The sequence below is a fragment of the Pseudomonas sp. JAI115 genome, from assembly GCF_014200835.1.
In the GTDB taxonomy this organism is placed as follows: Bacteria; Pseudomonadota; Gammaproteobacteria; order Pseudomonadales; family Pseudomonadaceae; genus Aquipseudomonas; species Aquipseudomonas putida_A.
On record NZ_JACHCY010000002.1, the window covers coordinates 144,332 to 157,347 of the forward strand.

At 61.8% G+C, this 13,016-nt stretch carries 10 protein-coding genes; 6 read left to right on the forward strand and 4 right to left on the reverse strand.

What is annotated here, in order from left to right:
- The first annotated feature begins 28 nt into the window (after window positions 1-28).
- From pcaH to pcaC, 6 genes are all read left to right on the forward strand, one after another.
- Window positions 29-733 (forward strand): protocatechuate 3,4-dioxygenase subunit beta, encoded by a 705-nt coding sequence (gene pcaH, locus HDC30_RS05770; protein ID WP_027614394.1) that lies wholly within the window; start codon window positions 29-31, stop codon window positions 731-733.
- A gap of 1 nt (window position 734) precedes the next feature.
- Window positions 735-1,301, forward strand: coding sequence for a protocatechuate 3,4-dioxygenase subunit alpha (pcaG, locus tag HDC30_RS05775; RefSeq protein ID WP_027614395.1), 567 nt, complete (start codon window positions 735-737; stop codon window positions 1,299-1,301).
- A 196-nt stretch (window positions 1,302-1,497) separates the two neighbouring features.
- Window positions 1,498-2,793, forward strand: coding sequence for an MFS family transporter (locus tag HDC30_RS05780; protein WP_134785599.1), 1,296 nt, complete (start codon window positions 1,498-1,500; stop codon window positions 2,791-2,793).
- 46 nt (window positions 2,794-2,839) lie between these two features.
- Window positions 2,840-4,204 carry a 3-carboxy-cis,cis-muconate cycloisomerase gene (locus HDC30_RS05785; protein WP_183781538.1) on the forward strand — a complete coding sequence of 455 codons (1,365 nt, stop codon included), beginning with the start codon at window positions 2,840-2,842 and terminating at the stop codon, window positions 4,202-4,204.
- A gap of 12 nt (window positions 4,205-4,216) precedes the next feature.
- Window positions 4,217-5,008 carry a 3-oxoadipate enol-lactonase gene (pcaD, locus tag HDC30_RS05790; RefSeq protein WP_183781541.1) on the forward strand — a complete coding sequence of 264 codons (792 nt, stop codon included), beginning with the start codon at window positions 4,217-4,219 and terminating at the stop codon, window positions 5,006-5,008.
- A 10-nt stretch (window positions 5,009-5,018) separates the two neighbouring features.
- A complete protein-coding gene (pcaC, locus tag HDC30_RS05795) occupies window positions 5,019-5,411 on the forward strand; it encodes a 4-carboxymuconolactone decarboxylase (protein WP_003222417.1) in 393 nt (130 codons plus the stop codon).
- 236 nt (window positions 5,412-5,647) lie between these two features.
- Here pcaC and HDC30_RS05800 read toward each other — a convergent pair whose 3' ends face one another.
- The 4 genes from HDC30_RS05800 to emhB all read right to left on the reverse strand — a co-directional run bounded on the left by HDC30_RS05800 (window position 5,648) and on the right by emhB (window position 13,015).
- Window positions 5,648-6,454 carry a methyltransferase domain-containing protein gene (locus tag HDC30_RS05800; RefSeq protein WP_183781544.1) on the reverse strand — a complete coding sequence of 269 codons (807 nt, stop codon included), beginning with the start codon at window positions 6,452-6,454 and terminating at the stop codon, window positions 5,648-5,650.
- A gap of 279 nt (window positions 6,455-6,733) precedes the next feature.
- On the reverse strand, window positions 6,734-7,993 hold the full coding sequence (locus tag HDC30_RS05805; protein WP_115988059.1) for an OprD family porin: 1,260 nt from the start codon (window positions 7,991-7,993) through the stop codon (window positions 6,734-6,736).
- Between the two features lie 415 nt (window positions 7,994-8,408).
- A complete protein-coding gene (gene emhC / locus HDC30_RS05810; protein ID WP_027614404.1) occupies window positions 8,409-9,869 on the reverse strand; it encodes an efflux RND transporter outer membrane subunit EmhC in 1,461 nt (486 codons plus the stop codon).
- Window positions 9,866-13,015 (reverse strand): efflux RND transporter permease subunit EmhB, encoded by a 3,150-nt coding sequence (emhB, locus tag HDC30_RS05815; RefSeq protein WP_027614405.1) that lies wholly within the window; start codon window positions 13,013-13,015, stop codon window positions 9,866-9,868. Before emhB ends, emhC begins: the two co-directional genes overlap by 4 nt.
- Window position 13,016: the final 1 nt, after the last annotated feature.

A 13,016-nucleotide genomic window follows, 5' to 3' on the forward strand; every position in this document is an offset into this window, starting at 1 on the left:
TCGACTGATAAGAACTGAGGAAAGCGAAATGACTGACAAGCCTGGCTACCGTCGTCCGCAGGAAGGCACCCAGCCTGAATACCTGCACCCGACGTATCAATCCACCAACCTGCGCTCGCCGTCCAAGCCGTTGGTGTTTCTGCCGCATTCGTTGTCGGAGATCACCGGCCCGACCATCGGTGCCGAACGCGTCGCCGAGAAAGACAACGACCTGACCGCGCAGCACGACGGCGAGCCGTTGGGCGAGCGCATCATCATTCACGGCCGTGTGCTCGACGAAAACGGTTTGCCGGTGCCGGGGATTCTGGTGGAGATCTGGCAGGCCAACGCCGCCGGTCGCTACAACCACAAGCGCGACCTGCACGACGCACCGCTGGACCCGAACTTCACCGGCACCGGCCGCACCGTGACCGACGCCGATGGCTGGTATCAGTTCCAGACCATCAAGCCCGGCGCCTATCCATGGGGTAACCACCACAACGCGTGGCGCCCGGCGCACATCCATTTCTCGCTGTTCGGGCCGAGCATCCTCACCCGTCTGGTGACGCAGATGTATTTCCCCGGCGACCCGCTGCTGGCCTACGACCCGATCTACAACTGCGTGCCGGACACCTCCGCCAAGGAACGTCTGATCGCCGCTTTCGATCTGGAAAAAACCATTCCGTCCTACGCCCTCGGCTATCGCTGGGACATCGTCTTGCGCGGCCGCGACGCCACGCCGATGGAGAAATAAGATGACGCTGACAGCCACCACGTCCCACACCGTCGGGCCGTACTACCACATCGGCCTGACCTGGCTGAATCGCGAAAACCTCGCGGTCGAACAAACCCTCGGCGAGCGCGTGGCGATCACCGGCCAAGTCGTTGACGGCAACGGCGATGTGGTCAACGACGCGATGCTCGAAGTCTGGCAGGCCAATGCCGCCGGCAAATACGCGCATCCGGAAGACGAGCAGGACAAACCGCTGGACCCGCATTTCGAAGGTTTTGGCCGGGTGCCGGTGGACGCCGAAGGGCGCTTCCGTTTCACCACGATCAAACCGGGCACGGTCGAAGGCCTGAAGGGCTCGACCCAGGCGCCGCATCTGGTGGTGCTGGTATTTGCCCGTGGTCTGGTCAAGCACTTGCTGACACGCATCTACTTTGAAGGCGATCCGGCGAACGTCGATGATCCGCTGCTGGAATGTGTGCCGGCGGAGCGCCGCGGGACGTTGCTGGCGAAGCCGGATGCGGCGGGTGTGTATCAGTGGAATGTGATTTTGCAGGGCACTGAGGCGGAGACGGTGTTCTTCGATTACTGAAGTTCGCCCCAATCCCCTGTGGGAGCGAGCCTGCTCGCGAAAGCGGTGGGTCAGCCAACGTAAATGTCGTCTGGCACTCCCTCTTCGCGAGCAGGCTCGCTCCCACAGCGGAGAACTGTGTTGCAGATGGAACTGTGGAACGGGACTGTTGCGAAGTGTGTCTAGACTCTCACCTGTCCCTTCAGAGTAAAAAACAATGACCACTACCACCGCTCATTACACCGGCGAGGAGCGCAGCAAGCGCATCTTCGCCATTGTCGGTGCCTCGTCCGGCAACCTGGTCGAATGGTTCGACTTCTACGTCTACGCCTTCTGCGCGATCTATTTCGCCCCGGCGTTTTTCCCCTCCGACAACCCTACGGTGCAACTGGTCAACACGGCCGGGGTGTTCGCTGCCGGGTTTCTGATGCGCCCGATTGGCGGCTGGATTTTCGGGCGGCTGGCGGACAAGAAGGGCCGCAAGACCTCGATGATGATTTCGGTGCTGATGATGTGTTTCGGCTCCCTGCTCATCGCCTGTCTGCCGACTTACGCCAGCATCGGCGTCTGGGCTCCGCTGCTGTTGCTGTTCGCGCGGCTGTTGCAAGGCCTGTCGGTGGGCGGCGAGTACGGCACCACCGCCACCTACATGAGTGAAGTCGCGCTCAAGGGCCAGCGCGGCTTTTTCGCCTCGTTCCAGTACGTGACGCTGATTGGCGGGCAACTGCTGGCGGTGTCGCTGGTGGTGATCCTGCAACAGTTCCTCAGTGAAGATGAACTGCGTGCTTACGGCTGGCGGATTCCGTTTGTGGTCGGTGCGGTGGCGGCGGTGATTTCGCTGTTCCTGCGTCGCTCCCTGAAAGAAACCACCAGCAAGGAAATGCGCGAGAACAAGGACGCCGGCAGCATCCGCGCGCTGTTCCGTGATCACAAAGCCGCGTTCATCACCGTGCTCGGTTACACCGCCGGTGGCTCGCTGATTTTCTACACCTTCACTACGTACATGCAGAAGTACCTGGTGAACACCGCCGGCATGCACGCCAAGACCGCCAGCTACATCATGACCGGCGCGCTGTTCCTGTACATGTGCATGCAGCCGCTGTTCGGCATGCTCGCCGACAAGATCGGCCGACGTAATTCGATGCTCTGGTTCGGCGCGCTCGGCACGCTGTTCACTGTGCCGATCCTGTTGAGCCTGAAAAGCATCAGCAGCCCGATTCTGGCCTTTGCGCTGATCACCGTGGCGCTGGCGATTGTCAGTTTCTACACCTCGATCAGCGGTCTGGTGAAAGCCGAAATGTTCCCGCCGGAAGTCCGCGCCCTCGGCGTCGGTCTGGCCTATGCGGTGGCCAACGCGATCTTCGGCGGTTCGGCGGAATACGTGGCCCTGAGCCTGAAAGCCGGGGGCATGGAAAACGCGTTCTACTGGTACGTCACGGTGATGATGGCGGTGGCGTTCCTGTTCAGCCTGCGCCTGCCGAAACAGGCGGCGTACTTGCACCACGATCTGTAAACCGATGTGCGCGGGCCGCATTGGCCCGCGCCGGCAAGGACTGTTTATGACTCAGCGACCGGGCAATCAATTGTTCGATGCCTACTTCACGGCCCGCGACATGCGCGAGGTGTTCTGCGATCAGGGCCGGGTGCAGGCCATGCTCGATTTCGAAGCGGCGCTGGCCCGGGCCGAAGCGCGGGTCGGGGTGATTCCGGCGTCCGCCGTCGCGCCGATTGCCGCCGCTTGCAATGCCGGTCTGTATGACTTCGCGGCGTTGGGCGAGGCGATTGCCACGGCCGGCAACTCGGCGATTCCACTGGTCAAGGCGTTGGGCAAACAGATCGCCGCGAGCAGTGCCGAGGCCGAGCGCTATGTGCATCTGGGCGCTACCAGTCAGGACGTGATGGATTCCGGGCTGGTCCTGCAATTGCGGCAGGCGCTGGAGCTGATTGAAAGCGATCTGGCAGCGCTGGCCGATTCGCTCGCCACCCAAGCCAAATGTTATGCGACGACGCCACTGGCCGGGCGCACTTGGCTGCAGCACGCTACGCCCGTCACCCTCGGGATGAAAATCGCCGGTTGGCTCGGCGCGGTGACCCGCAGCCGTCAGCGTCTGCGCGAACTCAAGCCACGGCTGCTGGTGCTGCAATTCGGCGGCGCTTCCGGCACCCTCGCGGCGCTCGGCGAGCAAGCGCTGCCGATCGCGCAGGCGTTGTCCGAAGAGCTGCAACTGACTTTGCCTGAGCAACCGTGGCACACCCAGCGGGATCGCATCGTCGAGTTCGGCGCGGTACTCGGTTTGATCGCCGGCAGCCTCGGCAAATTGGGGCGCGACGTCAGTCTGTTGATGCAGACCGAAGCGGCGGAAGTGTTCGAGCCGTCGGCACCGGGCAAGGGCGGTTCCTCGACCATGCCGCACAAGCGCAATCCGGTCGGCGCGGCGGTGTTGATCGGCGCGGCGACCCGGGTCCCGGGGCTGGTCTCGACGTTGTTCAGCGCCATGCCGCAGGAGCACGAACGCAGCCTCGGTCTGTGGCATGCCGAATGGGAAACCCTGCCGGAGATCTGCTGCCTGGTGTCCGGTGCGCTGCAACAGGCACGCTTGCTGGCCGATGGTCTGGAGGTCGATGCCGAGCGCATGGCGCGCAACCTCCAATTGACCCAAGGGCTGGTGCTGGCCGAAGCGGTGAGCATCGTCCTCGCGCAACGGGTTGGTCGCGACACCGCGCATCACTTGCTTGAACAATGCTGCAAACGCGCGGTGGCCGAACAGCGCCACCTGCGTGCGGTGCTCGGCGACGAGCCGCAAGTGACTGCCGAACTGAGCAGCACCGAACTCGATCATCTGCTCGACCCCGCGCATTACCTCGGCCAGGCAGAAACCTGGGTCGAGCGCGCGGTGGCCGAACACAACGCATTGTCTGTCTGAAAGGAGAGGGCTGTGGCTTTCGTTCAACTCGCCGATGGCGAACTGCATTACGTTATTGAAGGCCCGGTCGACGCACCGGTGCTGGTGCTGTCCAACTCGCTGGGCACCGACCTGCACATGTGGGACGCGCAGATGCCAGCATTCACCGAGCATTTCCGGGTGCTGCGTTTCGACACCCGTGGTCACGGCCAGTCGTTGGTGACACCGGGGCCATACAGCATCGAGCAGCTGGGCCGCGACGTGCTGAGTCTGCTGGATGCGCTGCACATCGAGCGTGCGCATTTCTGCGGATTGTCGATGGGTGGCTTGATCGGCCAGTGGCTGGGGATCAATGCCGGTCATCGTCTGCACAAACTGATCGTGTGCAACACCGCCGCGAAGATCGGCGATCCGTCGGTGTGGAACCCGCGTATTGAAACCGTGCTGCGCGACGGCCCGGCAGCGATGGTCGCACTGCGTGATGCGTCGATTGCGCGCTGGTTCACCCCGGACTTTTCCGCGGCCAATCCGGCTGCAGCGAAGAAGATCACCGACATGCTCGCGGCGACTTCGCCGGACGGTTATGCGGCCAATTGCGCGGCGGTGCGCGACGCCGATTTCCGCGAGCAGTTGGCGTCGATCAACCTGCCGCTGCTGGTGATTGCCGGTACTGAAGATGCGGTAACGCCACCGTCCGGCGGGCATTTCATTCAGGAGCATGTGCGCGGCGCCGAGTACGCCGAGTTCTATGCTGCGCACCTGTCCAACGTGCAGGCCGGTGCCGCTTTCAGTGATCGTGTGTTGGCGTTTCTGAACGCTCAGTGAGGGGAAGTTTGTGGACGAGAAACAACGTTACGACGAAGGCCTGCAAGTACGCCGTGCGGTATTGGGTGATGCCCACGTTGATCGCAGCCTGAATGCGCTGACCGAGTTCAACTCGGAATTCCAGGAGATGATCACCCGCCACGCCTGGGGCGACATCTGGACCCGTCCGGGCCTGCCACGGCACACGCGCAGCCTGATCACCATCGCCATGCTGATCGGGATGAATCGCGAGGCCGAGCTGAAATTGCATCTGCGTGCGGCGGCCAACAACGGTGTGAGCCGTGGCGAGATCAAGGAAGTGATCATGCAGAGCGCGATTTACTGCGGAATCCCGGCGGCGAATGCCACGTTCCACCTGGCGGAGTCGGTGTGGGATGAGCTGGGAGTCGAATCCCGGGAGTGATGGTGCCTGAACTGACGCCTTCGCGAGCAAGCCCGCTCCCACATTTGGAATGCATTTCCCTGTGGGAGCGGGCTTGCTCGCGAAAGCGGCAGACGCCGTGATGCATCAATCAGCACAGACACTCAGACCTTGGCAACAATGAAAATCCACTCCCACATTTGGAATGCATTTCCCTGTGGGAGCGGGCTTGCTCGCGAAAGCGGCAGACCTCGTGATGCATCAATCAGCACAGGCACTCAGACCCTGGCGACAATGAAAATCCGCTTGAACGGAAACAATGTCTGCCCATTTTTCTCCGGCGGGTAATGTTTATGCACCCGCATCAGGAAGTGATAGATAAACCGCGCCTGTTCCTGAGACGTCAGCGTCTGCATCACCGGCCGCAGCGCCGAGACCTTCACCCAGTCGTACACCGGCGATTTGCCGCCAACCACCTGCAATTGCTCGGTTTCCCAGATCTCCAGCGACGTGGTCAGCGGCGCCAGCAAACGGTAGTAATCCTCCAGCGACAATAGCGGTCGCGCCGCCATATGCTGGCGCAGTTGCGGCGTGCCGATGGGGGTGTGGCCCGGGCCGGCGTCTTCCAGGGTGTCGAGCATCAGTCGATACCACAAGGCATCGCGCCAGTCCGGCATGTGCGCCGCCAGACAGCCGCCGGGGTTCAGATGCCCCAACAGGCGCGGCAGCAGTTGTTGATGATCGCCAATGAAATGCAGCACCGCCGCGGCGAGCAGCAGGTCGGCGGGTTGTCTGGGTTGCCATTCGAGCAAGTCGCACTCTTGCCAGCGGGCGTTGATCGGCAGACATCGGGCCTGATCCAGCATCTGCCGCGAACTGTCGACGCCCAGCAACTGCGCACGCGGCCAACGTTCGGCCAGCAACTGCGTGGCAATGCCGGTGCCGCAGCCCAGGTCGTAAATACATTTGGGGTTATCCAGTTCGACGCGATCGAGCAATTCGTGGACCGGGCGCTGGCGTTGACGGGAAAACTGCTGGTACGCCTTGGCGTCCCAGTCGGGGGCTGCGTTGAGTGGGTTGATCATGAGGTGGTCCTCCGATGATCAGCAGTGTCTTCCGATGACAACCTGGCCAAATCTTGAGGACCAACAACTTTGGATAGCGGAAGCGGGGAGGGTGTGGCGCCTGAGTCCTTCAGGTGTTTCCTACTCTACCCGAGGCTTTGCTAAGTGCCACAGATCCTGACGGATGGCACAACACCCCTGTGGGCGCGGGCTTGCTCGCGAAGGCGGAGGGTCAGGCAGCATTGACGTGACTGGTAAACCGCTTTCGCGAGCAAGCCCGCTCCCACAGGGGCTTGGTGTTTACAGCAGGCTGATCGGATAGCTGATGATCAGGCGGTTCTCGTCGAACTCGTTGTTGCTGAAATCGCGGCGCATGGTCGAGTTGCGCCAGCGCACGTTGAGGTCGCGCAGGGCGCCGCTCTGTACGGTGTAGCCCAGTTCCGATTCGCGGCCCCATTCCTTGCCATCGGTGATGGTTCCGGTGTGCACGTTGTCGCCGCTGATGTAGCGGTTCATCAGGGTCAGGCCGGGGATGCCCAGGGCGGCGAAGTTGTAGTCGTGGCGCACCTGCCAGGAGCGTTCCTGAGCGTTGTCGTAGCTGGCGTTGTAACTGTCGTTGGCGAGGGTGCCGCCGCTGGTGCCGTTGACGCGCATCCAGGCGCTGTCGCCGGTGAGTTTTTGCAGGCCGACGTAGAAGGTGCTGCCGCCGTAGCGGGCCGAGAACATCCCCGACCAGGTCTTGTTGTCGAGTTCGCCGGCGCGGGCGCTGCCGTCGTCCTTGCCGTAGAAGAAGCCCAGGTTGGCGCCCAGCGTCCAGTCGCCGAGTGGCTGGCTGTGAATCAGGTTGACGTATTGCTGGCTGTAGATGTCCTTGAGTTCGGCGTTCCACAGGCCGATCTGCGTGCGTTTTTCGTTGAAAACGTACTCGCCGCCCTGAAAGTTGAAGCGATCAGAGGTGAACGCCGCTTTGCCGGTCATCGACATGTCGCTCATGCTGCTGTCGTCGCGCGGGCTGTTGGCGCGGAACTGCCCGCCATACAGGGTCAGCCCGTTGATTTCCTTCGAAGTGATCTGCCCGCCACGGAAGGTTTGCGGCAGCGAACGGCCGTCATCCGAGCGCAGGATCGGCAGCACCGGCATCCATTCGCCAACCTTGATTTCGGTCTGAGAGAGCTTGGCCTTGAACGCGACGTTGGTGCGACCGAAGTTGTCCGCCGGCCGTCCGTCGTGATCCAGCGGCAGCAGTTGCGTGCCACCGGTGCCTTTGCCGCCATCGAGTTTCACCGAGTACAGGCCGAGCACGTCCATGCCGAAGCCAACGGTGCCTTGTGTGAAGCCGGATTTGGCGTCGAGGATGAAGTTCTGCGTCCACTCTTCAGCCTTGCCCTGAGCCTTGGTCGGGTTGGTGAAGTTGCGGTTGATGTAGAAGTTGCGCAGGTTGAGGTTGACCTTGGCACCTTCGACGAAACCGGCTTCTTCGGCTGCGGCGGGGAGGGCGACGCCGGTCAGGGCCAGGGCGATCAGGCCGGGGAGTGCGTACGGCGCAGTTGGATGAGTCATCGCAGGGTCTCTTGTTATTTTTTTTAGGTCGAACGGAGCCCTTACCGCCATTTTCGGGGCGGGCACGAGCTTGCAGAATCAGGGATGAAGCGGCGGCGATCAGCCGGACGGGACAGGGCGCGGGAGCATGGTGTCGAACCTGTTGTTATTGGTTTTGTGGAGCGAATGGTGCGGGGGGCGATGGGCGGGATTCAATCGGGCAAAGCGGGTTTTGGGCGATTATCGAACGCAAGATACAGCTGGATTTTATAGTGTCTGTCAGGGCCTCTTCGCGAGCAGGCTCGCTCCCACATTTTGGAATGCGATCCCCTGTGGGAGCGAGCCTGCTCGCGAAGGGGCCAGCCCAAACCACACACTTTTCTGACAGGCAACAAAAAGCCCGCCAAATGGCGGGCTCCTTGTGTTCACCGGATGATCAGAACAGCTTCATCTTCGGTGCTTCTTCTTTCAGCGGTTCGTTCTGCGCGGTCTGCGCATTCCAGCCACCACCCAGGGCCTTGTACAGGTTGACCGCACTGGTCAGCTGCGCGAGGCGGTCGGTGATCAGTGCCTGTTGCGCACTGAACAGCTGACGCTGGGCGTCGAGGAAGGTCAGGTTGCTGTCGACACCGATGCGGTAACGACGCTCGGCCAGGCGGTAGTAATCCTGGTTGGCCGCGACGAAGTCACGCTGCGCCTGCAACTGCTCGGTGTAGGTCTGGCGCGCGGCCAGGCCGTCGGCGACTTCCTGGAAGGCGGTTTGAATCGACTTCTCGTAGTTCGCCACGCCAATGTCCTTCTGGATCTTGGCGTAGTCGAGGCTGGCGCGCAGGCTGCCGGCGTTGAAGATCGGTAGGTTGATCTGCGGCTGGAACAGCCAGGTACCCGAGCCGCCCTTGAACAGACCGGACAGGTCCGGGCTCAGGCTGCCCGCGTTGGCGGTCAGGCTGATGCTCGGGAAGAACGCTGCACGGGCGGCGCCGATGTTGGCGTTGGCCGCTTTCAGGTTGTACTCGGCCTGGAGGATGTCCGGACGACGCTGCAGCAGGTCCGAAGGCAGACCGGCCGGTACGTCGCTGAGCAGGTCATCCGACAGCGGTTTGGCCGCTTGCAGATTGGCCGGGATGCCGGTGCCGAGCAGCAGGGTCAGGCTGTTTTCGTCCTGAGCCACCTGACGGGTGTACTTGGCCAATTGCGCCCGGGCGTTTTCCACCGAGGTGCGCGACTGCGCCAGGTCCAGCGCCGAAGCCACACCGACTTCGTTGCTGCGGCTGGTCAGCTTGTAGCTTTCTTCAAAGGCACCGAGGGTGTCTTGCGTCAGCTTGAGCAGTTCCTTGTCGGCCTGCCAGGTCATGTACGCGTTGGCGACACTGGCCACCAGACTGATCTGCGTGCTGCGGCGCGCTTCTTCGGTAGCGAAGTATTGTTGCAGCGCTTGTTCGCTCAGGCTGCGCACCCGACCGAACAGGTCGAGTTCGTAGGCGCTGATGCCGACGGTCGCGGTGTAGGAACTGCTGATGTTCGCTTCACCGGTCTGCGAGGCACGGGCCGGAACCCGCTGACGGCTGCCGCTGGCATTGGCCGAAACCGCCGGGAACAGGTCAGCACGCTGGATGCGGTATTGAGCCGCATAAGCGTCGATGTTCAGCGCCGCGACGCGCAGGTCGCGGTTGTTTTCCAACGACACCTGGATCAGCTGTTGCAGGGCCGGGTCATGGAAAAACTGCTTCCAGCCCTGCTCGGCAGCGGCTTGCGCCGGAGCCTGGGCCGGCGAGTACGCCGGGCCCTGCGGGTACTGGCCCGCGACCGGTGCTTCAGGCTGCTGATAATCGGGGATCAGCGAGCAACCGCTCAGCACGAAGGCGGCGACTGCGATGGAGAGTAGCGACTTGCTCATTGGCCAGCCTCTTTAGGAGTTTCAGTCGTCTCGTCCGGGTCGGCGATTTTACGCTGGCCGATGGACGAAACCGTGACGAAGAACAGTGGGACCCAGAAAATCGCCAGGATCGTGGCCGTGAGCATACCGCCAATCACGCCAGTACCGATCGCGTGCTGGCTACCCGAACCGGCGCCGGTGGAGATCGCCAACGGTACTACACCGAGGACGAACGCCAGCGAGGTCATGATGATCGGTCGCAGACGCATGCGGCACGCTTCGATCGCCGCATCGCGCAGACTGCGCCCTTGTTCATGCAGCTCTTTGGCGAACTCGACGATCAGAATGGCGTTTTTAGCCGCAAGACCGATGGTCGTCAACAGGCCCACCTGGAAGTACACGTCGTTGGACAGCCCGCGCAGGCTGGTGGCCATCAGCGCACCGATGATCCCCAGCGGTACCACGAGCATGACCGCGATCGGAATCGACCAGCTTTCATACAGCGCCGCCAGACACAGGAACACCATCAGCAGCGACAGGGCGTACAGCGCTGGCGCTTGCGAGCCCGACAGACGTTCCTCGTAGGACAGACCGGTCCAGGAGATACCGACACCGGCCGGCAGCTTCTTGGCGATCGCTTCGACTTCGGCCATCGCTTCACCGGTGGAGTAACCCGGCGCCGGAGAACCGAGCACTTCCATCGCTTCGACGCCGTTGTAACGGGCCAGTTTCGGCGAACCGTAGATCCACTCGCCCTTGGCGAAGGCGGAGAACGGCACCATGGTCCCGGCGCTGTTGCGCACGTACCACTTTTTCAGGTCTTCAGGGCTCATGCGCGCACCGGCCTGACCTTGCACGTACACTTTCTTCACCCGACCACGGTCGATGAAGTCGTTGACGTAGCTACTACCGAAGGAGATCGACAGGGTGCTGTTGATGTCGGAGAGGCTCAGACCCAGGGCCTGGGCTTTCTCATCGTCGATTTCCAGATGATATTGCGGCTCGTCGTTCAGACCGTTCGGACGCACCTGGTAGAGCACCTTGCTCTGCGCGGCCATGCCGAGGAACTGGTTGCGGGCTTCCATCAGTTTTTCGTGACCGATACCGGCGCGGTCCTGCAGGAACACGTCGAAACCGGTGGCGTTACCCAATTCCAGTACCGCAGGCGGGGCGAACGCAAACACCATCGCATCGCGGAAACTGAAGAAGTGTTGCTGCGCACGCTGTGCCAAGGCAAACACGCTGTTGCCCGAATCTCGCTCGTGCCATGGCTTGAGCATGATGAACGCCAGACCCGAACTCTGACCACGACCGGCGAAGTTGAAGCCGTTCACGGTAAACACCGAGGACACCGCACCCGCTTCTTTATCCAGCAGGTAGGTACGCATCTCATCGATCACGACTTGAGTACGTTCCGCACTGGAGCCGGCCGGGGTTTGTACCTGGGCGAACAGTACGCCCTGGTCTTCTTCCGGCAGGAACGCGGTTGGAATGCGGGTGAACAGCCAGATCATGCCGACGACGATCAGCAGGTACGCCAGCAGATACGGGGCTTTGCGCGACAACATGTTGCCGACACCGCGCTCGTAACTCCTGACACCGCGATCGAAATTGCGGTTGAACCAGCCGAAGAAACCTTTTTTCGGCGTGCCGTGGTCACCCTTGGCGATCGGCTTGAGCATGGTTGCGCAGAGCGCCGGGGTGAAGATCAGTGCAACCATTACCGACAGGGCCATGGCCGAGACGATGGTGATCGAGAACTGCTTGTAGATCACACCGGTGGAGCCGCTGAAGAACGCCATCGGCAACAGTACCGCCGACAGCACCAGGGCGATACCGACCAGGGCACCCTGGATCTGGCCCATGGATTTCTTGGTCGCTTCCTTCGGTGACAGGCCTTCTTCGGCCATCACCCGCTCGACGTTTTCCACCACGACGATGGCGTCGTCCACCAGCAAGCCGATGGCCAGCACCATACCGAACATGGTCAGGGTGTTGATGCTGAAACCGGCGGCGGCGAGGATGCCGAACGTACCGAGCAATACCACCGGTACGGTCATCGTGGTGATGACGGTGGCGCGGAAGTTCTGCAGGAACAGGAACATCACCAGGAACACCAGCACGATCGCTTCGACCAGGGTTTCAACGACACCCTTGATCGACTCGGTCACGACCGGAGTGGTGTCATACGGGAACACCACTTCCATGCCTTGCGGGAAGAACGGCTTGAGGTCGTCAATCGTCTTGCGCAGCGCTTTGGCGGTGTCGAGGGCGTTGGCGCCGTTGGCCAGTTTTACCGCCAGACCGGACGCCGGGCTGCCGTTGAACTGCGCAGAAATACTCGAGTTTTCACCACCCAGACCGACGTCGGCCACGTCGCCGACACGGACCTGGGAGCCGTCCTGATTGACCTTCAGCAGGATCGCCTTGAACTGCTCGGCAGTCTGCAGACGGGTCTTGCCGATGATCGTAGCGTTCAGTTGCTGGCCAGGCAGCGCCGGCAAACCGCCGAGCTGACCGGAAGACACCTGGACGTTCTGCGCCGAGATCGCGGCGCTGACATCAGACGGCGTCAGGTTGTACTTGTTCAGCTTGGCCGGATCGAGCCAGATGCGCATCGCGTACTGGGCACCGAAGACCTGGAAGTCACCGACACCGGCGGTCCGCGAGATCGGGTCCTGCATGTTCGACACGATGTAGTTGGACAGGTCGTCCTTGGTCATGCTGCCGTCACGCGACACCACGCCGATCACCAACAGGAAGTTCTTCACTGCCTTGGTGACGCGGATACCCTGTTGCTGCACTTCCTGCGGCAGCAGCGGGGTGGCCAGGTTCAGCTTGTTCTGAACCTGAACCTGCGCGGTGTCGGAGTTGGTACCTTGCTCGAAGGTCGCGGTGATGGTCATGCTGCCGTCGGAGTTACTTTCCGAAGACACATAACGCAGGTTGTCGATACCGTTGAGCTGCTGCTCGATCACCTGAACCACGGTGTCCTGCACGGTTTGCGCCGAAGCGCCCGGGTAGGTCACGGAGATCGCGATGGCCGGCGGTGCAATGCTCGGGTACTGGTTGATTGGCAATTTCAGGATCGATAGTGCCCCGACCAACATGATCACCAGGGCAATTACCCAGGCGAAAATCGGACGGTCGATAAAAAATTTCGACATG